At 35.4% G+C, this 23,522-nt stretch carries 18 protein-coding genes; 13 read left to right on the top strand and 5 right to left on the bottom strand.

Annotated features, from left to right (window positions below):
• Positions 1–168: 168 nt before the first annotated feature.
• The 4 genes from COD11_RS10195 to COD11_RS10180 all read left to right on the top strand — a co-directional run bounded on the left by COD11_RS10195 (position 169) and on the right by COD11_RS10180 (position 4,452).
• Positions 169–1,158, top strand: a complete 990-nt coding sequence (locus tag COD11_RS10195) for an efflux RND transporter periplasmic adaptor subunit (protein ID WP_098796704.1) — start codon at positions 169–171, stop codon at positions 1,156–1,158.
• The gene (locus tag COD11_RS10190; protein WP_098796703.1) at positions 1,158–1,898 is read left to right on the top strand and encodes an ABC transporter ATP-binding protein; all 741 of its coding nucleotides are present in this window, start codon (positions 1,158–1,160) and stop codon (positions 1,896–1,898) included. The genes COD11_RS10195 and COD11_RS10190 overlap by 1 nt, the downstream gene beginning before the upstream one ends.
• Positions 1,846–3,015: an ABC transporter permease gene (locus COD11_RS10185; RefSeq protein ID WP_255301593.1), complete on the top strand. Its 1,170-nt coding sequence runs from the start codon at positions 1,846–1,848 to the stop codon at positions 3,013–3,015. Before COD11_RS10190 ends, COD11_RS10185 begins: the two co-directional genes overlap by 53 nt.
• 78 nt (positions 3,016–3,093) lie before the next feature.
• Positions 3,094–4,452, top strand: coding sequence for a cadherin-like beta sandwich domain-containing protein (locus tag COD11_RS10180; RefSeq protein ID WP_098796701.1), 1,359 nt, complete (start codon positions 3,094–3,096; stop codon positions 4,450–4,452).
• Positions 4,453–4,523: 71 nt separating this feature from the next.
• Here COD11_RS10180 and COD11_RS10175 read toward each other — a convergent pair whose 3' ends face one another.
• A complete protein-coding gene (locus COD11_RS10175; RefSeq protein ID WP_098796700.1) occupies positions 4,524–4,970 on the bottom strand; it encodes a hypothetical protein in 447 nt (148 codons plus the stop codon).
• A gap of 172 nt (positions 4,971–5,142) precedes the next feature.
• On the opposite strand from COD11_RS10175, the gene COD11_RS10170 reads away from it, so the two are divergent.
• From COD11_RS10170 to COD11_RS10150, 5 genes are all read left to right on the top strand, one after another.
• Positions 5,143–5,427 (top strand): hypothetical protein, encoded by a 285-nt coding sequence (locus tag COD11_RS10170; protein WP_098796748.1) that lies wholly within the window; start codon positions 5,143–5,145, stop codon positions 5,425–5,427.
• Entirely contained in the window at positions 5,427–6,545 is a 1,119-nt protein-coding gene (locus tag COD11_RS10165) for a glutathionylspermidine synthase family protein (RefSeq protein WP_255301592.1), read from the top strand. Before COD11_RS10170 ends, COD11_RS10165 begins: the two co-directional genes overlap by 1 nt.
• A 147-nt stretch (positions 6,546–6,692) precedes the next feature.
• Entirely contained in the window at positions 6,693–7,097 is a 405-nt protein-coding gene (locus COD11_RS10160; protein WP_098796699.1) for a DUF350 domain-containing protein, read from the top strand.
• Positions 7,098–7,901: 804 nt separating this feature from the next.
• A complete protein-coding gene (locus tag COD11_RS10155) occupies positions 7,902–10,646 on the top strand; it encodes a GTPase domain-containing protein (RefSeq protein WP_098796698.1) in 2,745 nt (914 codons plus the stop codon).
• Between the two features lie 133 nt (positions 10,647–10,779).
• The gene (locus COD11_RS10150; protein WP_098796697.1) at positions 10,780–11,814 is read left to right on the top strand and encodes a SepM family pheromone-processing serine protease; all 1,035 of its coding nucleotides are present in this window, start codon (positions 10,780–10,782) and stop codon (positions 11,812–11,814) included.
• A 303-nt stretch (positions 11,815–12,117) separates the two neighbouring features.
• Here COD11_RS10150 and COD11_RS10145 read toward each other — a convergent pair whose 3' ends face one another.
• From COD11_RS10145 to COD11_RS10130, 4 genes are all read right to left on the bottom strand, one after another.
• Positions 12,118–13,197, bottom strand: a complete 1,080-nt coding sequence (locus COD11_RS10145) for a Gfo/Idh/MocA family protein (protein WP_098796696.1) — start codon at positions 13,195–13,197, stop codon at positions 12,118–12,120.
• Between the two features lie 27 nt (positions 13,198–13,224).
• Positions 13,225–13,962 carry a ThuA domain-containing protein gene (locus tag COD11_RS10140; protein WP_098796695.1) on the bottom strand — a complete coding sequence of 246 codons (738 nt, stop codon included), beginning with the start codon at positions 13,960–13,962 and terminating at the stop codon, positions 13,225–13,227.
• 18 nt (positions 13,963–13,980) lie between these two features.
• Positions 13,981–15,141, bottom strand: a complete 1,161-nt coding sequence (locus COD11_RS10135; protein WP_098796694.1) for a Gfo/Idh/MocA family protein — start codon at positions 15,139–15,141, stop codon at positions 13,981–13,983.
• Positions 15,142–15,244: 103 nt separating this feature from the next.
• Positions 15,245–16,273 (bottom strand): LacI family DNA-binding transcriptional regulator, encoded by a 1,029-nt coding sequence (locus tag COD11_RS10130; protein ID WP_098796693.1) that lies wholly within the window; start codon positions 16,271–16,273, stop codon positions 15,245–15,247.
• A gap of 405 nt (positions 16,274–16,678) precedes the next feature.
• On the opposite strand from COD11_RS10130, the gene COD11_RS10125 reads away from it, so the two are divergent.
• The 4 genes from COD11_RS10125 to ppc all read left to right on the top strand — a co-directional run bounded on the left by COD11_RS10125 (position 16,679) and on the right by ppc (position 23,468).
• On the top strand, positions 16,679–17,371 hold the full coding sequence (locus COD11_RS10125; RefSeq protein WP_098796692.1) for a response regulator transcription factor: 693 nt from the start codon (positions 16,679–16,681) through the stop codon (positions 17,369–17,371).
• The gene (locus tag COD11_RS10120) at positions 17,349–19,553 is read left to right on the top strand and encodes a HAMP domain-containing sensor histidine kinase (protein ID WP_098796691.1); all 2,205 of its coding nucleotides are present in this window, start codon (positions 17,349–17,351) and stop codon (positions 19,551–19,553) included. The genes COD11_RS10125 and COD11_RS10120 overlap by 23 nt, the downstream gene beginning before the upstream one ends.
• Before the next feature lie 138 nt (positions 19,554–19,691).
• Positions 19,692–20,477: an alpha/beta fold hydrolase gene (locus COD11_RS10115; protein WP_098796690.1), complete on the top strand. Its 786-nt coding sequence runs from the start codon at positions 19,692–19,694 to the stop codon at positions 20,475–20,477.
• 228 nt (positions 20,478–20,705) lie between these two features.
• Entirely contained in the window at positions 20,706–23,468 is a 2,763-nt protein-coding gene (ppc, locus tag COD11_RS10110; protein ID WP_098796689.1) for a phosphoenolpyruvate carboxylase, read from the top strand.
• Positions 23,469–23,522 lie beyond the last annotated feature (54 nt).

Here is a 23,522-nt window from a genome sequence, read left to right as displayed (position 1 = left end):
TCTCAATCTCTTCCTTTATTATGTTAATTATTGTTCTTATCAATTCATTTGTAAGTTCTCCTACACCTTAGAAAAAAGATTAATGAGATTTTCTTTAAGGTTTTTTTAAGGTTGAGTCGTAATAATAAATCCATCAAATGATGTTTTCATTTTAGGGAGGAAAAAACATTGAAAAAGTGGATTTCAATTGGTGTAGTCGTGCTTCTTTTTTTAGCAGGAGGAGGCTTTTGGCTATATAAAGGTAATCAAACAGTAACCACTGCTAGTGCACAAGTGATGACGACAACAGTAGAAAAAGGTGATATTGAGGTGCAAGTGACTGGTTCTGGTTCTGTTGTCTCTATTAACAGCAACGATGTTACGTCTTCTTATGGTGGAGAGGTGGACGAGGTTCTTGTAAGTGAAAACGATGTGGTAGAAGAAGGAACAGAGCTTATTACTTTTACAGATGGAAGTGATCCAATTACAGCTCCACATGCTGGAACTGTTACCACCCTGGATGTTGAAAGTGGAAGCAATGTACAAAATGGACAAGTGGTGGCACACATCACTGATTATGCAACACTTCAAACAGTAATTTCTGTAGATGAGCTTGATATTGCTAGTATTAAAGAAGGACAAATAGCTGAAATAACGGCTAGTGCATTCCCTGATGATAAATTTACAGGAACGGTGACGAATGTTTCAAAAGAAGGAACATCTGAAAATGGTGTATCAAGCTTTGAGGTAACTATACAATTTGATGATCCAAAAAATCTTCTAATTGGTATGTCAACTGAGGTTAGTATTACAACAGAAAGTAAACAAGGAGTTATATATGTTCCAATTGAAGCAGTAAAAATCCAAGGAAATGAAAAATACGTGACAATTCAAGATTCTGAAACTACAACCGAAGAGGATACAACAACAACTAGACAAGTTGTTGAAACAGGTATTAATGATGATCAAAACATTGAAATTGTTTCTGGTTTAGAAGAAGGACAAATTATTCAACTGGCAATTACAGTTTCTACCGATAGCAGCTCAGCAACTGAAGAAACAGGAAGGTTCCCAGGTAGTGGAGAAGGCGGATTCCCTACCGGTGGCACAGGTGGATTCCCAGGTGGTACAGGTGAGACAGGTACACGTCCTAGTGGAATGGGAAGAGGCGGAGAATAATGGAAAAACCAGTAATTGAAATACAACAAATGTCAAAAACATATGAACTTGGTGGTGAAACAGTTAAAGCTCTTAGAGAGGTCTCCCTTCAAATAAATGAAGGGGATTTCCTATCAATAATAGGACCATCTGGCTCAGGAAAATCAACATTTATGAATATGATCGGCTGCTTAGATAAACCAGATTCAGGTGAATATTTACTTGATGGTAAGGTAGTTAGCAGCATGAAGGATAAAGAGCTTGCAGCAATAAGAAATAGTAAGATTGGCTTTATTTTTCAGCATTTTAATTTGCTAAATAAGCTTTCAGCACTTGAAAATGTAGAGTTACCACTTGTATATAGAGGAATAGCTATTAAGGAACGAAGGAAAAAAGCAATTGAAAGCTTAGAAAGGGTTGGTCTCGGTGAACGAATTCATCATCTGCCGACACAGTTATCAGGAGGGCAGCAACAAAGGGTTGCGATAGCCAGAGCATTAGCAGGAGATCCTCCTGTACTACTAGCGGATGAACCAACTGGTGCACTTGATAGCAAAACAAGCAAAGAGTTGTTAAACATGTTAAAGGAATTAAATGGACGAGGACAAACCATTGTTATTATCACACATGATCTAGAAGTTGCGAGAGAAGCGAGCCGTATCGTTCGAATTCAGGACGGACAATTGTTTGAAAATGGAGGTGATTGGTTTGAATCTAGTCGAGTCTATCAAGATGGCATTCAAGAGTATCAAGAACAATAAAATAAGAGCTCTTTTAACAATGCTTGGTATTATTATCGGAGTTGCCTCGGTGATTACTCTTGTTGGAGTCGGTCAGGGCTCCTCGCAATCGGTAACAGAAGATATTGGGAGCCTAGGGACGAACCTTCTTACCTTGAGTGTTAATGATACAACATCAGTACAGCTGGAAGAAGATCAATTAACTCAATTTGAAGAGTTAAGAGGGATTTCTGAAGTAGCTCCTGTTGTAACTGGTAGAGTGAGTGCTAAAAATGGGGAAAATTCTACTCAAGTTTCGATTACAGGTACCAATTCTACTTATTTATCTGTTAGAAGTCTAACGCTTAGTCAAGGTCGCTTTATTTCAGATATGGACGATGAATTGCGACAAAAAGTAGTTGTGCTTGGTTCAGATACTGCTAGCACTCTTTTTCCAAACCAAAACCCAGTAGGGCAAAGCATACAGATTGAAGGAGTATCATTTAAAGTAGTTGGAGTTCTTGAATCTGTCGGAACGTCGCTTGGGATGAGTGGAGATAGTGTAATTGTTGCTCCTCTTTCAACAACTCAGAGAGTGATAAAGAGTACAACTATTGGTACGATTTATTTTCAATCTGAGAGTGAGGATCGTATCAATAATGCCAAATTTCAAGTCCAAGGCCTAATGACCACACTATTCCCAAATTCAAGTGATTACTATTCTGTGTCAACACAAGAAGATTTAATGGAGACGATGAGCTCTGTATCAAATACAATGTCACTGATGCTTGGGGGAATTGCTAGTATTTCCTTGCTTGTAGGGGGGATTGGCATTATGAACATTATGCTGGTTTCTGTTTCTGAACGAACCAAGGAAATTGGTATTCGAAAAGCAATTGGGGCAAATCGTCAATCGATCTTACTGCAGTTTTTAATTGAAGCGGTAGTCCTTAGTACCCTTGGTGGTTTAATAGGTGTTGTTTTAGGATTAGGTGTTTCAAAGCTAATGGAGTTATTTACAAGTATCACGATTTCGTATTCGATGTCAGTTACATCACTTGCGTTTTTGTTTTCTTTATTAATTGGAGTTGTCTTTGGAGTCTTTCCAGCAAACAAAGCGTCAAAATTAAATCCAATTCAAGCATTACGTCAGGAATAATGTTAGTGCTAATTTCTTAAATCAAGGCTTAGGGAAATAAGTGTATTATTAAAAAAGAAATAAAAGAGGTGCGAGACGATGCAAGTAAAAAAAGGAATTAATATAATAGTAATAGGATCAATGATCACCTTCGCAACATTTTCTTCTTTTCCTCTAGAACAAGTTTATGCCGAAGAAAATGTACTAATAGCAAACTCTACCAAACTATCAGCACTTGAAATCGTTGAATTTAAACTAGATCAACCCTTTTCTAGCGATATAGGTGAATACACCGCAACGGTATCAAATGAAATGAAAACCATGAATATTCTGTTAAACACTGAAACAGAAGGTGCGGTTGTTGCGATAAACGGTGAGGAAGTTGAAAGTAACAAGCAACTAGCTTATTCTCTTGAAACAGGAGAAAATGTATTTGCAATTTCTATAACGAATGACAGTGAAGTTTCATCTTACAGTTTAACAGTTGTGCGTGAACAAAATGACAATAGCAGTTTATCTAATCTAACTTTATCTGAAGGAAAAATAAACTTTTCATCAGCTGTTAAAAGCTACTCGGTTGACGTCGCAAATGCAGTTCGTTCATTAATTGTTACACCAACTACAGCTGTGGGCACATCAACAGTTAATGTGAATGGAACAAAAGTGGATTCTAATAAGGGTGTTTCTATTAATCTTCCAGAGGGTGAATCAAAAATTTCGATTGTGGTTACAGCGGAAGATGGTAGCCAAACAACTTATTCTGTTGCAATTACGAGAAAAGAAGAAACTAATAACGATACAAGCACAAATGAAAGCACTTCTTCAACATCTAAGGAACAACAAACAGGGTTCAGTGCCGTTTCGACTTCAGGAACCAATTCTTCACGTTCTTCTTCCTCTGATCTAGTTAATATGACAGGTTCGACTATTACAGGGAGCACAAGTTCTTCATTAAAAGGAGAAAGTACTGGAGAGGACACGTCAACAACAGCAAATTTATCCGCATTAAGCGTGACATCAGGTACGTGGAATAAATCATTTGATCCTGATACTTATACCTATCATATTGCAGTGGCAACAGATATTAGCAGTGTGACAATTTCAGCAGCTGCAGAATATAGTGGTGCAAAAGTTGAAATCGAGGATGGAACAAGCACGACAGTTAGTCTTCCTGATCAAGCTAAAACTGCTATTTCAATAAAAGTGAGCAACGATAATGATCGAAAAACATATGTATTGGTGTTTGATAAAGATATTGAAGAAGATACAACGTCAGATGCAATAACTGTAGCTGAAACAACTTCAGAAGTTGAGCTATCTGAGACACCAACAGGCCTTGAACCTCCTTCTGATATCGGAGGTGATCGAGCCAACAAAGAAATGACAGCAACGAATCAAACAACATCAGAATCATCAAATTCGTTCTGGAACTGGGTTAAATCTTTATTTACTTTTTAATAAATCATAAATAAAACCTCACAAACGAAATTTCTAGGTTTGTGAGGTTTTTCCGTTGGTTTTTAGAATAACTATAAAGATGTTTTACTCATATACAGCACATATGTAGATCGATCTTCATCTATTTCTGTAGAAATCTTTTCATACTCTTCATTTTGAATCCATAAATAATCATTTCCAATAAGTGATAATGCTTCTTCATGGGAATATAAATCATATGTAAAGATGAGAGGTGACTCACTAAACTCTTTGAAATCTCTAACTTCAAGTGTAACATGAGAATAACGATCAGCTTGATCAAAAACATATTCATCTGTGTCTTCTTCCAAATAAATGACATAATATTCATCTTCAAGGCTTGCGGAGGTTTTTTGATAAACCTTTTTTCCTTTAATAAAAAAATCACATAAACGACGACAGTAAATTTCGTATGGATCAGAAAACTCATAATGATATAAAGCTGGATATCCATTGCGTTCATCATTTAAACGATATTCCAATTTATAACTTTTTTTCATATTTACCTCCAAATTTGTGATTGTTTTTACTATACTATAAAAGGGTAGTTCATGACGGGGAAATTTCCCAAAATCTTGCCAAAAATTATTGATACAATTCTTATGCTTTTTAAGGAGGGGTGTTTTCTTGAGAAAAACAAGTAAGCTATTAACTGGTATTATTTCAGCTTCAATGATTACGGCAGCAGGCTGTGGAAATAATCAATCATTACCGCCTGTCCCAGAAGATTCAGATTGTGGCGATTGGGAGTGGGAAGCGGATGAAGGCGTCTGGGAATGTGATGATGATTATTCTTCACATTACGGCCATTATTATTATGGTGGGAAATATTACTCGACGAAAAGCAGCCTTAAATCCAGCTCTGCTTATAAAAGCTATCAGTCTAGCAGTTCATATAAAGGTGGGGGCTCTAGCTCGGGCTTTGGAAAGGGATCTAGTGGAGGATTTGGGGGGTAATGTCTCAAACATTTAACCTAGCAGAACATCAAATTAACCGAAAAAGATTGTATCAAAAACTTGATTCCTTCTGGCATGACCTTTATGAAAGTGAATATGCATTATATGATATAGCCCTGATGACAAGTGAAGAAATCGAGGAAATACGCCTAGCTACAAATCGAATCGGCCATATTTTTTTGAAAATGGGGAACTTGCTTAGAAGCTCACCTGATGAATCTTTGCTTCAGCTTGATATTCCAAAGAAGATGCTTCCGTTCATTCGCCACCGTGCTCTACCAATTGATACAGTAATATCAAGGGTTGATTTAGTCAGAACAAGTGAAGGTTTAAAGGTACTTGAGTTAAATAGCGATACACCCACATTTGAAAGAGAAGTCTTTGATGTGAATAGCTTTTTATGCCGAGAATTTGGAGTGGGTGACCCAAATGAGGGGCTGTCTGAAAAGCTTGGAAGTGAAATGAGAAAGGCGTTAGCTGAAGCCTTGCATCGCAGCAAACATGACGAACCACCATATATTGTCTTTACCTCCCATGAAGGACATGAGGAAGATAAGTTCACAACAATATTTCTAAAGGATCTTGCAAATGTAGGAGCTAATTATGTTCCATTACATCAATTAAGGATTCAAGAAGGGGAAGGGCTATATGATGACGAAGGAAACAGAATCGATGTCTTGTATCGTCAAACCTACCCGTTGGAGCATTTAATTGAAGATGTGAGTGAAGAGTCAGGAGATCCGATTGGTGAGCAATTACTCGAACTTGTTTGTTCCAATAAGTTGATTATGTTAAATCCGATTTCGGCATTTCTCCTTCAATCAAAAGCAGTTCAGGCAGCTATTTGGGGGATGAAGGAGCTTGATTCTCCTTATTTTACAGAAACAGAAAAACAATGGATTTCTCAATATTTTTTACCAACATACCTTGAGGAAGATATTTTTATTGAAAATGGATTGAAATATGTAAAAAAACCTAGTTTTGGTAGAGAAGGAGATACGGTTTCTGTGTTCCAAGGCACTGAAAAACTATTTGAGGACAAACATAAATCGTATGAGAAATCACTACCAGTTTATCAAAAATATGTGGACCTTCCCTCTCAAAAAATCAAACGATGAATGGTATTCTTGAAGGAAAAGTATTAATAGGAAGTTTTCTTATTAACGGAAAAGCAAGTGGAATAGGACTAAGAGCAGGCAAGCAAATTACAGACAATAATGCCTACTTTTTACCTTTAGGAATTAAAAAAGGAAGGGAATGAGAAGATGACATTTTTAGATTTATTTTTATCAACGGTTTCTTATATTGGATTGGCGATTGTTTTGTTGATTATTGGTATTATTTTGTTTGAAGTAACAACAAAGAACAAAGAATTTGAACTAATTAAAAACGGGAATAAAGCAGCTGTTTATGCGTTTGGTGGTAGAATTTTAGGGCTTGCGATTGTTCTTTATTCATCAATCTCTAATTCTGTCAATATTTTTGATATGGTGATTTGGGGAAGCATTGCGATTGTCATGCAAATTATTATTTTCTATTTAGCAGAGCTATTAACTCCTAAGTTTAATATTACAAAAGCAATTGATGATGATAACCAAGCGGTTGGATTATTTTTATTATTTTTGTCGATATCAATCGGACTTATTATTGCAGCATCATTAACATATTAATAGAAAAAAGCGGGGGAACTAAGGTTTTATAGGTTCGGTTTTAAAATGCAAATTAGAAATAGCCATACTTTCGAACGGTAATTCGCACTTAAATTAACAGATCATTTGATTAGCAAAAATGCTTGGAACATTGTGTCTCCAAGCATTTTTTACATTATTTTGCACTCTATAGTTGAATTTTTACTAAATTTTAAAAAATAAACGGAAAAATTCCGTTTAAATTGAGAAATATCAACATTCCCCACAGAATAAGGGGAATTTATCCGCTTATATGAACGTAATCTTTTGATTTAGTTATGAATAGAGAAGTTAACCGGAATATATCCGCTTATATCGGCTATTTAAGCACCTACTATATACCTTAAGTGGAATTTCTCCGCCTATCAAATCCTATACCCTCAAGAAAACCTCAACAAAAGGCTGCTAATTAAGTATTGTACTCGAAAACCGAACTACTTAAACTAAGGTTTTTACCGCTTTTTTCTTGTTGTTTTGCAAATGTCCTAAACTGACACTTTATTGTCAAAAAAATACCCTAATAAAACCAAGCCCCAAAGCGTATTGTTATGTGAAGGGATTGTTTTTTTATTCGTATTAGGAAGCGAAGTTAGGATAAGTGTTTTACTATAAAAGATAGAGGGAAAGGTACAAGAGTAGTTTCGCTCTTTTACAACATTTTCTGTTAAAATAAACCAATAAGCCTCATTAATAATGAGGTTAATACTCGTATACATTTTTCTAATCTTTTCGAATTTATACGAATTCTACTTCAGTTTAAATTTAAAAGGATTGCAGGAGGAAAATATGACAAGAGAAGATCAACTAATTGAAAAGACATTTTTTGAAACATTTTTATCTGATGGTGATAATAGGCGTCCATCACGGATACTTGGTCAGGCCTATTTTGAGGAACAAAATCGAGAAGAAAGCTTCGATTTATCATATATTCGTTTTGCTCAAGGAGAAATCTATTTTCATGATTTGGATTATGAGGCTGCCATCTTTAAATGGGAAAATATTAAAAATGAATTAGAGCCTTGGGCAAAAATGAATATAGGCGATGCCTACTCTCAGCTAGGATTATTATCTGCAGCAGAGGATATGTATAATTCGATTGAGACAAGTGAAGATACATTAAAAAGTGAGGTTGCTTTAAAGCTCTTTTTTCTTTATAAAGAAAGAGGAAAAACGGAGCATGCATATGAAACAATTAAAAAAGCTGTTTTACTGGATCCGGATTATCCAAATGTAACAAGAATTGCACGCGATTTTTACGAAGAAAATGAAGATGAAGAGAATGCTGTTAAACTAGCTGTTGATGAACTTATTCGTACCGAAAAAGAAGAATGGTTTTCAGTCATCACCTCATATGTAAAAGCAGGAAACACAAAAAACTTTTCACCAGATTTTTTTGCAGATGCTTTACTTTCCATTCATGGTGTTAATAAACATTCCTTCATCTCTTTTACTCATGCATTATGGAATAGTTATAGAAATGAAGAGTCATATCTTCAATGGATCAATACAATTAATGAGTTGTTTATGATTGTCCAACATGAAGAGGAGTTTCAGTGGAATTCAATTGTTCAACTTTATGAAGAAACGTTTATTGAATTAACAGATGGTCGCTATTTTCTACAAATTCTTCAAGATATGATGCCTAATCTATTATCTTGTTGGTTGAAGCTCTCAACAAGAGAAAATGGGTTAACTCCAGCTGCCACGGTATTAGCCTGGAATGAAATTTTCCCTGGCCATATTAATCAGGATAGTATATATCGTGCAGAAGCAATTATTTTTGAAGTGGAGAACAACCAAAGTGGAATGCAGCAAGCTCTACAATTATTTAAAACAGTGAAAAAATGGGCGGAAGGACATTCTCTTGCTGTTGATTATAAAACTGTATGGTGGTTAGAAGAATTACTAAATTCGAATATTAAGCAGCATTTTTTACTTGCAGGATTCGAAGGAAGCGGAAAAACAACATTTATGCACTCATTATTGGGTGAAAAACCGTATAAAGGTACAACAACTTCTATGGTCGTTTACCATGATGATGACGAACTTTCTATTAGTCAGATTACAAGTACAGGACATCGTTATCTTGAGAACCAACGTGAAATGCTTGAGGAGATGGAGGAAGCTTCTTTATTTCAAGTAAAGCAACCATGTATCTTTTTACACGAAAATCAATGTGCAATTATTGATACACCAGCTTTAAACAGCAGTTATAGAAATGAATTTTTTAGCAAATTATTATTAGCCGATGGAGTATTTTTTGTTTTGGACGGAGCCGATCCTCTTTCAGATGAGGAGTACAATGTATTAAGTCAAATGAAAAAATTTGCTCCAGAAATAAAAGTTCATTTTATCCTAAACAAGGTAGATCTAATTGCAAGTGATGCAAATACACAAGCAATGATTAATGATATAAAAAGAAAAGTGATAAGTATATATCCAGAAGCAGATATTCTGCCATATTCTTCTTTACATCCATTTAGTCAGCAATCCAGCAAACTTAACACGTTTGTAAACGCATATTATCCTTTTGATATGAAAGAAAAACCAAACAAAAGAACAGCCAATGTGTTAGCGATAATTCGAAATGTTCTCTCTGAATTGCTTCATAAAAGAGAAGAAATGGAAAAAGGCTTTATCTATTCTATTCAATGGAATGAAGATATTTTAGGTAGATTAAAAGGCTTGAGTTTAAAACTAACAGATCTTCAACATGAAAAAGTGGAGGCCATTATTGCCGCTTATAGGTCCTTACTAAAAGAAGGCAAAACAGAGTTGATGGAAACCATTCCAAAATTGTTAAAAGAAAGCTCAGAATATATCAAAGAAGATAGTGACTTTAAACAAATTCATATAAACTTAAATGAGAAAATGAATGAAAAAATACAAACGTATATTGAAGGAACATTACTTCCAACCGTTTATAATCAGCTTGATACCTGGGTATCAGCTTCTCACGATGAATTTCTTGAAAGTCAATCTTTCTTAGTTGAGATGAGTGAAACGTTCAATGATATTTATCAAGAGAATAAGCTTTCTTTACAGTGTGATTTTGCGCTATTAGATGATTGGCGTAGAGATTTAGACAGAATGACAGGTCGAATTCAGTTTGAAAAAGAAAACATAATGCTTAAGAAAAAACCTGCTCAGTTGTTATTAAAAGGTGCTGGCAGGCTATTAGGAACAATGAACCAAAGCAACAATATGCTTTATAATCAATACAAGAAATATGTTGAAAATGAATCATATGAAGAAGTAACAGCCTCTATTGCGAATAAGTTATTTTTACCATTTGAATTATTTGAAAAGGGCTTAAGTCAAGATGTTTCATCCTTTTTCCAAGGTGCAATTCAAGAGGTAAAGGATACGATTGCTGAAACAGAAAACATTATCCAAGATGGAAAAGAAAGCTTGGATAACATGAGATCTAATCCTGAGGTCTTTTATGATCCGTTAAAATTATTTGAGGTAAACCTACTTCAGCAGGAATTTAGCTTACAAGCTAAAAAAGATTACAGTCGAACAAGTTGAATGTAGAAGAGACTATTCCTTAGGGAAGGTCTCTTTTTTATGCAAGTTAATTGAGAAAAGAATATAATGAGGGTAACATTAATTCATAACGATTAAGGCACGTAAGTCATAACTACCTGAGGAGAGTACATATATGGTGAAACATAAAAAGATTAACTTGAAAATCCCCCTTCTAATCATGCTTTTATTAATTATTGTGGCTTTCATTCCAACACCTTACTACCTATATCAACCAGGTTCGATCGAAGCATTGCAGCCAAAAATTAAGGTGGAAGATGGGTACACAAAGGAAGACGGAAGCTTCCATTTAACAACTATTTTGTCAATAAAGGCAATGAATCCTTATATATTGGCTTATGGGCTAGTTGCTCCACATACTGATATTGTAGAGGCAGAGGATGTTAAAGGGGACTTAACAGATCAGGAGTATAATAGATTACTCGAATTTATGATGAAGAATTCAAAACAAAATGCGTTAGTTGCCGGTTTTAAGCAAGCTGGAGAAGAGGTTAAGATTGAATATCATGGCATTTTTGTTAGTGCAATATTGACAGACTCTCCAGCAAAAAATGCTCTTCAAGTAGGAGATGTAATCACAAGTATTGATGGCATTAAAATGTATGAGGCAACTGAATTTATTTCGTATATAGAACAAAATAAAAAGGAAGGTGATTCAGCTACATTAACAATCTCTCGCGGAGGAGAAGAAATAAAGAAAACAGTTGAAATGGTGAAACTGGACCCATCAACTAGTAAAGTAGGAATTGGTATTGTTCCTGAGGAAGATTTTACGGCAACGGTTTCTAGAGAGGTTGAAATTGAAAGTGATGATATTGGTGGTCCTTCAGCAGGTCTTATGTTTTCCTTAGAAATTCTTAATCAGCTAATTGCTGAAGATTTAACTAAAGGTTATAAAATTGCCGGAACTGGAACAATTGATCATAACGGAAATGTAGGTCAAATAGGTGGAATCACTCATAAAATTACAGCAGCCTATGAAGACGGAGCTGATATCTTCTTTGCTCCGAAGGACATAACTTCCTATGATCGAAATGAACAAGAGGTTATAGCAGAGGTGGAGAAGAATGGCTATGAGGTAGATGTTGTGCCAGTAGCAACATTGTCTCAAGCTGTTGAGTATTTAGAGGGGCTAGAGGAGAAAAGTTAAATATGTTTTGTGGAAGAAGTCTGTTTAGGGCTTCTTTCTTTAGTTTTTAAACTAGTGGTTAAGTTGAAATGTGTGTTGGTTGCGTCAAATTTGAGGAGTCACGTCAAAACTGCAATTGGTCCAGTCAAAAAGGCCTGTGGTCAAGTCAAATCGCATGTTGGTCACGTCACCACATTCCAAGCAATCTCGTCACAGCCTCCAAAAAAATACAAACAAGCCCCACCATCTTCAACGTCTTCATAAAAACAATGGGACGCTCTAACGAACAGTCAGAGCGTCCCATTGTTTTAAACAACCATAACACTAAAAATCCAACAATTCAGGCCGTTCACATGTGCTTTCCATTTTATAATGAATACCACTGTTAGAGGAATCGTGGAATCCATGCATAGCTTCTAACACATGATAAGCTAGATCACCATTTGCCCGGAACTTACCTCCATGTAAAATGGCTTTTGCCATGTCAGCTACACCTAGGCCTCGGCTGTTTTTGATATAGTCAGATGTTACTGGTACATCAGTGAATTCTTTTTCACCACGTTTTCTAATACGCACTGGCCCTCCAAATGTATTTGGATCAGGAACAAGTAGGGTACCTTCACTCCCGTATATTTCAATTGGGGGAAGGGAGGTGCCGCCCATTGCATCAAAACTTGTCGTAAGAGTTGCTACAGCACCAGACGCAAAATCTAAAACACCGGAAATATGAGTTGGTGTTTTGACTGTAAGCTTTTCACCTGATTTTGGTTCACTTGTTATGATTCGTTCGGAATAGCTAATACGGGCTGAACCTGAAAGCCGTTCAATTGGTCCTAAAAGAGATACCAATGTAGTTATATAGTACGGCCCCATGTCAAACATTGGGCCACCTCCAATTTCATAGTAAAACCCAGGATCTGGATGCCAGTGTTCGTGGCCACGGCTTATCATAAAGGCGGAGGCTCCAATTGGCGTTCCAATTTCTCCTTTCTCAATAAGAGAGATGCTTGTTTGAATGCCGCCTCCTAAAAAAGTATCAGGTGCACTTCCAACAAAGAGATTGTTCTTCTTTGCGGTTTCTAAAATTTGCTTACCTTCTTCACGAGTTATGCTAAGTGGTTTTTCTGTATAAACATGCTTGCCAGCCTCGAGTACTTTAATACAGACTAAGGCATGGGCTTTCGGGATCGTTAAGTTTATAACTAATTGTATCTCAGAGTCATCAAGTAACTCTTGAACAGAATAAGCATGGGGGATTCCGAATTTTGTTGCTTGTGATTTGGCGCGTTCCAAATCTAGATCAGCACAGGCAACAAGGTCAAGATGTTCGAACTTTTGACAGTTTTCCATGTAAATGGAGCTAATATTTCCACAGCCAATTATTCCTATTTTTAGCTTTTTCATTTAGAGACCCTCCAGAAATTATTAAATCTACTGACTGTCACCCATTCCAGTGTAATTACGACTGTTTTCATTACTAGATAAAACTAGTTCTTCAGCACGTTTTTTGCCGTTTGCTGCCCATAAGAAACCTTTCCTCATGATATGAGTAACCTCTGGCATGGAAATTATATTAGCTTTATGACCTAATGAATTATAAAAAACATTTCCATGTCCCCAACGCTTTGTCCATACAACAGGCATATCTACTGCTTTGTTTGTTGCGTGAGGACCATCAACAACTGGAAAACGTGTTGTAGCCAGTACTTCAACAGCAGGGTCTACATGAAGATAATATTGTTCACTTACTACCTTAAAATCAGATAGACCTTCTAAAAGAGGACTTGTCGAATGCTTGATATTGACCATATATTCAACACCATCATTACCAGGGTGTGCAACCCAATTTCCACCGGTCATAAACTGCCAGTCAACATTATTGCGAAAAGAATCACACATTCTTCCATGACATCCGGCTAAGCCAACACCGTTTACTACAGCATCTGAAATATTGAAAACATATTTCTTATCTATTTCACCCATTGTCCAGTGTGGAACGATTAGGTCAAAGGATTTTAATTTTTCTGGATCTGCGTAAGATTCAAGGGAGGAAGATACTTCTACAGAGAAGTTTTCTTCTTCGAGAATAGATTTGAAAATTTGAGCAACTTGCTCAGGTTCATGTCCGTCCCAGCCTCCCCAAACGATTAATGCGTTTTTATCACTCATTCTTTTTTCTCCTCTCTATTAAACTTCCGAAACAGTTATCCATTGTCGTTTTTCAATAGATAAATCAACAGCCTCTAGAACTTGTTGACATTTCACACCATCGTGAAAATTTGGAACAGGCTGACGGTCTCCCTTAATCGCATCCATTAGCTCTACTATTTCATGGATAAATGTGTGCTCATAACCAATTGTATGTCCAGGCGGCCACCAGTTTTCTGCATAAGCATGTGAAGGGTCTGTTGCTAACACACGTCGGAAGCCCTGAACATCATCTCTGTCTTCAGTGAAGTAGACTTGTAATTCATTCATTCGTTCAAAATCAAAGATGACGCTACCCTTGCTTCCATTAATCTCAAAGGAATTTGTACAGCGATGACCTGTGCCGTAACGAGTAGCTTCAAAGCTACCTAATGCTCCATTTGCAAAACGCGTCATAAACAAAGTAGCATCATCAACCGTGACCTTTCCTTTCTCTTCTTGAGTTTGACCACCTGATGAAAGCCCTGTTGTGTTTGTTGGGAGAGGTCTTTCTTTAATAAATGTTTCGCTCATCCCAATTACCTCTGTCATATCACCAATTAGATAGTGAGCTAAGTCAATTAAGTGTGCTCCTAAATCTCCATGCGAACCTGAGCCGGCTATATCTTTTTGAAGTCTCCAGGCAAGAGGGAAGTTAGGGTCAACCAGCCAATCTTGTAAAAACCATGCGCGATAATGATAGATATCACCTAATTTTCCTTCCGCTATTAATTTTTTTGCCAGCATAACAGCTGGAGCAAATCGATAATTAAAGCCGACCATATGCTTAACACCTGCTGCTTCAACAACCTCAAGCATTTCACGTGAATCCTTCAATGTAAGCGCTAACGGTTTTTCACAGAAAACATGTTTTCCTGCTCTAGCTGCTGCAATGGTTATTTCTTTATGTACATCACTAGGAGCATTAATATCTATTAAATCAAGATCGCTTCGTTCAATAAGAGTTTTCCAGTCTGTTGAGTATTCCTCCCAACCGAATTGTTTTGCAGCTTGTGCAATACCTTCTGGATTGCGTCCACAAATTACTTTCATTTCAGGTTGCATACTGTTTGGAAAGAAAAGAGGAAGATCACGATAAGCATGACTATGTGCCTTCCCCATAAACTTGTAACCAATCATCCCAACTTTTATTGTCTCCATAATATTTCCCCTTTTTTAAAGTTTGGTAGAAAACAAGTTACTTCGTTTGATAACGTTTAGTGTCATTTCTGAGGTGAAAGAAGGAGCATAGGTTTATATGACACTAGTTTTTGCGTGAGGATTGTCTTTCAATTAAAGTGACAGGCAGTCTTAGGCTAGTATTTTTGTTGTCACCGTGCGAAATACAGTTGAGTACCTTTTCAGCAGCCATTTGCCCCATTTCATATAAAGGTACATTTACAGTACTTAATGGTGGAGAAGTCATTCTCGATATTTCTGAGTTATCATAGCCGATAATGAAATAATCCTGTGAAGCGAGCAAACCTCGTTCATTCAAACCTTGCATAAGTCCAATAGCCATTCGGTCATTTGCTGCAAAAATCGCTTTTGATGTATGCAGGAAAGAGTGAATTTGCTCAGCTACCATATAGCCGCTTTTTCGGCTATAATTTCCTTCAAAAATAAGATCATTACTAAATGGTATGCCTTTATGTTGTAATGCTTTCCTATAGCCTACAAGTCGATCGATACTATTTGAAAACTCTTTTGGACCATTTAAGAAGATAATTCTTTCAAAACCTTTATTAAGTAAAGAAGTTGTTGCTTGATAACTTCCATCTACATGATCTCCATCAATAAAGTGAAAGGTATGTTCTGAAAAAGTTTGATTAATTAAACAATATGGCAATTGTTGTTGATGTAGATCTTCAAGTGCCTTTATTTCATTCGGAGTATTTTTAGCTCCTAGAATAATGCAGCCATCTACTCGCTGAGATTGAAAAAGCTGAACATAATCTTTTGGTTGATCAGGAGTTTGAAATAATAGTAACAATCCATAACCAGATTCTCCTAGTTTTGCACCAATTCCACTAACTAGCTCTGAAAAATAGTGGGTAGACATTAAGTTGACCTTAGGTAGATAAGGTACAATCACTCCAATATTGTTGCTTTTACCTTTAGCAAAGTTTTGTGCGATTACGTTAGGATAATAATGAAGCTCTTTTGCAGCTTGCAATACTTTTTGCTTAGTTTCTTCTCGCAATGGAGCTATGTTGTTAAAGACCCGTGAAACCGTGGCCTCAGAAACACCTGCTAGCCTTGCAACATCTTTTCTATTAGCTAATTTATTCACCCCCTGTAAACATTATGTACACGCGTTCATTTTCTCTGTTTTTAGGTGAAATGTCAATGAAAACCAGGAAATTAAAAATAAAAATAAAAAAATTAAAATTTTTAGGTTTAACATGTTTTTAGTCGGGTATATAGCAAAAGACAGTATCCCCCCTGATACTTTCTATATGAAAAACTTGAGGAGCCTTCATACATAGTATGGAGGTTTTTTCTTGTGCCTTTCTTTTGTGTTCTCTTTCACCCTCCGGTAGAGGATTCTCGTTTTCACGCTAAACAACTTAAACATAGCTTAAATTCTTAAGAATTTCTTCATATTTTCCCTACCTTTAATTTAAGAACTTTTGTTTATACTGAGTTCATCCTTAGCAGATAGCGCATGGTATACTTTGGAAAGGAGGAAAGAATGATGAATAATTATACCGTTTTAGTAGTAGATGATGATAAAGAAATACGTGAAGCAATTGAAATATACTTGAGAAATGAAGGCATGACTGTGTTATTGGCAAAGGATGGCGTTGAGGCAATTGAGTGTTTACAGGAAAACGAAGTTCATTTAATTGTTTTAGACATTATGATGCCGAGAATGGATGGAATTTCTGCGACTTTTAAAATACGTGAAAAGAAAAATATCCCAATTATTATTTTAAGTGCTAAAAGTGAGGACACTGACAAGATCTTAGGATTACAGGTAGGGGCTGACGACTATGTTACAAAGCCATTTAATCCTCTCGAACTTATTGCAAGAGTGAAATCACAGCTTAGAAGATATGTAAAACTAGGTCATTTTGAAGGAAGAAATCAATTAATTGATCTTAATGGTTTAATGATCGATCAAGAAGCAAAAGAAGTGACGGTAAATGGAGAAGCAGTAAAATTAACTCCAATTGAATATAAAATTGTGGAACTATTAATGGTAAACGCAGGTCGAGTGTTTTCTATTTCTGAAATTTATGAAAAGGTATGGCAGGAGCCTTGCTATAATGCGGAAAATACCGTGGCTGTGCATATTCGTAAAATTAGAGAAAAAATCGAAATCGACCCTAAAAATCCTAGATATTTAAAGGTGGTATGGGGCATTGGATACAAGATGGAAAAATAGGATCATCCTAATCTTATGGCTTGTTTTATTTACTTATGGAGTAAGTGGTGTATTAACAGCACTATTAAATGATCAAGACTATATGAAAACAAGCTACTTTAAAACCTCGCAATATAAAGATACGGTGGGCACTTATGTTAGCTATCTACATGCGTTTGAAATAGATTATCAAACAAAGGAAGATATGAAAAAGGCTATTACCGTATCAAAGGAAGAAATAGATGAGCATCGTTTCATGTATGGTGAATTGTCCGATCAGATTAGTAGCATAGAGCAACAATATGTATCAAGGATTCAAGAAGCACAGGCTAATAATAATCAAGATCAAGCAGATTTGTATATTAAAGAAAGAGATGCAAAAATAGCGGACATTACGAAAAATTTTGAAAGTGATGAGTACGTTGAAGAAAAAATTAGAAAAGAAAAAGCACAAAGAGTAGATGAGTACTATAAAGAGCTGGCAACATACCGGCAGGATTTTCGTATTTATGATGAGGCTTTTTCTTATTACTTGGTAAATACCTCAACTGGAGAGATTTATACAAATCTACCTACGAAGGATCAAGAAGAAGTAGACAAGTATATGTCATCAGATAAAATGCTTCATATTGATCAATTTCCTTCAAAAAGTAATGGCTATTTAGATATAGCTGAGCTTTCGTTTATATATGGATACGAAGATCTTATTTCTGAAGATCAAGCAAATTCTTTGTATGAAGGGAAAATCGGTCTTCGAGAAGGAGTTTCAAGTTCTAATGCCATAATGGTTTCATATGAGCAATATGATCAACAAAGAAAGTTATTTTGGATCTATACAATTGGTTCAATTGTGGCATTTTTTGTTAGTTTATTTATAGGTAGAAAAATACAAATTTTAAATAAAATAAGTTCTCATAAATTACGAGAAACTTATAATAGACTTCCACTTGATCTAGCAGTTACTCTCTCAGGAATCACAGTAATAATTTCACTAGTATTTATTACAGACTTTCCAAATTTATACAACTATTACACGTTTAGAGATGTATTAAATCAACTCTTTATCATGAGTGTATTTCTTGGGTTAACAATTATCCAATTGATTTTCTTATTTCCAATTGTAAAAGATTTATCTAAAAACAGAGAAATCCTAAGAAAAACAATGACTGGGAGACTTTTAAAAATTGTAAAAGAAGCTTTTTATAACCGTCGAGTTGGAACTCAAGTATTACTTCTTTTAGGGTTTGTTTATCTGTTTGGTCTTGGAGCAGGTCCGATTTTTATTGAACCTGAATTTATGATTGCATATGTTCCAGCATTTTTCATTATTGGTATTCCTGTTTTTATTATGATCGTAAGAAAAGTTGGATATTTTAATAAAATTACCCGCAATGCACGTGCTCTTGCTTCTGGTCAATTTGAACCAGATTTAAAAGTGGCTGGGAAATCTGTACTTGCAAAATTAGCGGAAGATATAAATACAATGAAGCATGGAGTGAAAACATCACAAAAAGCGCAAGCGAAAAGTGAGAGGTTAAAAACGGAACTAATTACAAATGTTAGTCATGATTTGAGAACACCTCTAACTTCCATCATTACGTATTCAGAGTTGTTAAAAAATCCAGAGTTAACTGAAGATGAACGTAGCACATATATTGAAATCATTGACCGGAAATCTAAAAGGTTAAAAGTGTTAATTGACGATTTATTTGAAGCATCGAAAATGGCAAGTGGCAATATTGAACTATCAAAAACGAAGGTGGATATTGTTCAACTTCTTCAACAATCATTGGCAGAATATAATGAAACAATCCAGGCGTCTACAATCCATTTTAGAATTTCAAATCCAGATTCACCTGTTTATGCTTTTATCGACGGACAAAAGTTATGGAGGGTATTTGATAACTTAATTGGTAACATTCTTAAATATTCGCTTGAGCATACTCGTGCTTATATAGGTATAAAAGAAGCTAATAGTCAAATCACCATTAGCTTTAAAAACATCTCAAAATATGAGCTTAGTGATGATGTGGATGAATTATTTGAACGTTTTAAGCGAGGAGATACTTCACGTCATACAGATGGATCTGGATTAGGACTTGCTATTGCCAAATCGATTATAGATTTACATGAAGGACATTTAGATATTGATGTTGATGGTGATTTGTTTAAAGTTACCATTTTATTAGAAAAAATAGAATAACAAATAGTCAGCTCCGGAAAGGGGCTGACTATAATTTTTTTCCTTACAATATTTTAACTGGTCACTTACTTATTCTTTACATTCATATATTAAAATTTAAGTACCCACTTTTTCTAAATGTTGTTTTGGAGGTGTTTTATGCGGGAAAGTATCATCTTTATCCATGGCTTAACTGGCACAAAGCGTGCATTTAAGAAACAAATAGAGTACTTTAATCAGGATTATCATACTTATACATATGATTTACTTGGTCATGGAGAACATATAGGAAAACATGTTCATTTTACTTTGGATAATTTAGTAAAACAATTAGAAGAATTTTATAATCAAAATGGCATAAAGGAAGCCCATATTTGTTCCTTAAGCTATAGTTGTTATCCAAGTGCTATATTTGCAAACAAATGGAAAAAGCGAGTGAAAAGCTTGTGCTTTATAGGTGGACATTATAATGCACCTTCCAGGCTATTAGATGTTCTTCGATTTTATTGGGAAACTCGTAATGAAGATTACGATACATGGCTGAAAAAATATTCTAATGATCTTTACCCTAAAGAAAGCATACTAGATCCTTATTCAGCTATTTCTAAAAAAATCTACTATAAGTTCGGGTTAAAGTTAGATGATCAAATTTTAAGAAATGCTATAGGGCATCGCCTGAATTATGACTTGAGAAGCCAATTAGCAGGTTTTTCGATCCCGGTGTTATGGGTAATGGGTGAGCATGATAGTTTATATAAATCCACGTTAACTGAATTGAAAAGTATTATTCCCCACGTGATTTATAAGGAAATAAGGCATGCTGGTCATGCTGCAAATTTGTTCAGACCAAGTTGTTTTAGAGAGGTATACGAGAACTTTTTAGTTCACCATACAATGGAAAAAACGAACCAACAAAAAATGCTTAACATCATATCATCATGTTAAGTGTTTTATGAATGAAAAATATATTCTTACCAATCGACAAAAAATGACATATACTAATAGAAGGCGCTTTCTTTCTGCCAATGATATGAAAATAAGATCAAAAACATATGATTAATCTCATATAGATATCAATTTCAAACATTTTTAATGAAATTCCATTAAAAAGATGATATGATAGAATTATCTTAATATTTAATAGAATAATAAATTCTAAGGGAAGGTGACATAATGACAGCAAGAACTGAAATAAATGACAGCAGTCTTCCGTTACGTCGTGATGTGAAATCACTAGGACATATTCTAGGAGAAATTATTGTTCATCATGGGGGAACGGAGCTACTTGATAAAGTTGAAAAGTTAAGGATGATGGCGAAATCGCTTCGAAATAACTTTGACGAGCAAACATATAAGGAACTAAAGGAAGAAATTTTAAACCTGGATGCACCTATGCGAAAACAAGTTATTCGTGCCTTTTCAATTTATTTCCATCTAATTAATGCCGCAGAATCTAATCACCGAATTCGTCGCCGTCGTGAATATCAGCTCCAAGATGATCATGTTGTTCAACCAGCATCAATTGAAAGTGCCATTTTATCGTTAAAAGATAATGAAATTGATGAGAATACCATTCAAAATGTATTGAACACGTTATCATTAGAGTTAATCATAACAGCGCATCCAACAGAAGCAACAAAGCGCTCGGTTATTGAAATTCAAAAGCGAATTGGTAATATTCTGAAGAGCTTAGATAATAATATGCTTACTAATAAAGAACGTAAACAGCTTGAGGATAGCTTATTAAATGAAGTAACAATTCTCTGGCAAACAGACGAACTTCGTCATCGTAAACCAACAGTAATGGATGAAGTACGTAACGGCTTATATTATTTTGAACAAACATTTTTTGATGTACTTCCAGAGATTCATCAAGATCTGGAAGAAGGTCTTTCTGAACAATTCCCAGGACATAACTGGGATGTGCCGAACTTCCTTCGCTTTGGATCATGGATCGGTGGAGACCGTGATGGTAACCCAAATGTTACACCTGAAGTGACTTGGGAAACATTAGAAAGTCATCGTGAATTAGTTCTAAAGAAATATAAAGAATCATTAATAGAAGTAATGAAACGCTTTAGTCACTCAAGTACACGGGTCCAAGTTAGTGAAGAACTTCTTTCAAATGTAGAGAAAGAAGAACAAGCATACTTATCAAATGATAAAAAATGGCCTGTTGAAACAGAAGTATATCGTCGAAAAATTGCCATTATATTAGCGCGCCTTGAAGAAGTAGGAAAATCAGATATCGGATACAAAGCGTCTGATGAATTACTAGAGGATTTATATCTTATTCAACGTAGTGTAGATACACATCAGCCTGCAAAACGTGAATTAAAGATGTTGAAAAAATTTATTCGTCAAGTACAACTGTTCGGTTTCCATTTAGCTACACTTGATATTCGTAACCACAGTGGGGAGCACGAAGCAGCAATTACAGAAATATTACGTAAAGTAAAAGTTACAGACGATTATTCAGCTCTTAGTGAAGAAGAAAAAATTAAAACATTAGAGAGTGTATTAAAAGATCCTCGTCCTGTTTTATTATTAAATGAAGATTACTCAAAAGAAACGCAAGAAATGATTAAAGTTTTCACAATGATCAAAAAGGCACATGATACATTTGGGAAAAAATCAATTCTTGTTTATCTTATCAGTATGACTCAATCTGCAAGTGATTTGCTTGAAGTATTGGTACTTGCAAAAGAAGCAGGTATTTACCGTCTTCATGCTGATGGTACAGTGGAAAGTCATTTAAATGTTGCTCCACTTCTGGAAACAGTAGATGACTTAATTGCTGGTCCAAAAATTATGGAAACATTATTTAATATGGATGTTTACCGTAACCACCTAAAAATTCATGGAGATTCCCAAGAAATCATGCTTGGTTATTCTGATGGAAGTAAAGATGGTGGAACGGTTACAGCAAACTGGAAGCTTTACAAAGCTCAGCTCGAAATTCATGATATGGCAAAGAGTTATCAGATTGGCTTGAAATTCTTCCATGGACGTGGTGGATCACTAGGTCGTGGAGGCGGTCCATTAAACCGCAGTATTCTTTCTCAGCCTGCTGAAACACTAGGAGATGGTGTGAAGATAACTGAACAAGGTGAAGTGCTTTCTTCTCGCTATCTTATTGAGGATATTGCTTACCGAAGCCTAGAACAAGCAACATCTACATTACTTGAGGCATCTGTTAATCTTTCAAAGAATTCAGAGCAACAACATTTACGTGAAAAAGTTTGGGAAGATGCAATGGAAGAAATTTCAAATGTTTCTCTTAAAAAGTATCAATCACTTGTTTTCCAAGATCCAGATTTCCTAACGTACTTTACAGAAGCAACACCATTAAATGAACTAGCTGAATTGAATATTGGTTCACGTCCGATGAAACGTAAAAACCGTAATCGTTTTGAAGACTTACGTGCAATTCCTTGGGTTTTTGCATGGACACAAAGTCGTCAATTATTACCAGCGTGGTATGCAGCAGGTACAGGTTTAGAAAGCTTTGCTTCAGAAAGTGAAGATAACTTAAAGCTTCTGCAACGTATGTACAAGGAATGGACTTTCTTCCGTTCTACAATTGATAATCTGCAAATGGCTCTAATGAAGGCAGATATCACAACAGCTAAAGAATATACATCTTTAGTTAATGATAAGGAAATTGCTGACCGTATTTTCGGTAATATCGTTGAAGAATTTGAAAAAACTAAAACGATTCTTCTTCAAATTACAGGTGATGATGAGCTACTAGATCATACACCAAATATTAAAGAATCTGTACACCGAAGAAATCCATATGTAGATCCATTGAATTTCCTACAAGTAGAACTCATTAAGGAACTTCGTAAACAAGAAGAACCAAATGAAGAGCTCTTAACGGAAGTGTTATTAACAATAAGTGGAATTGCAGCTGGATTACGTAATACTGGTTGATTTATAATGTTAAAAAAAGGCTGTCGATCTTAGATCGAGGCCACTGAAAAAGTC

The organism is Bacillus sp. AFS040349 (assembly GCF_002577655.1).
In the GTDB taxonomy this organism is placed as follows: Bacteria; Bacillota; Bacilli; order Bacillales; family Bacillaceae; genus Metabacillus.
The sequence above is the reverse complement of the archived record's forward strand: the minus strand, read 5'-3'. Positions and strand labels throughout refer to the sequence as shown.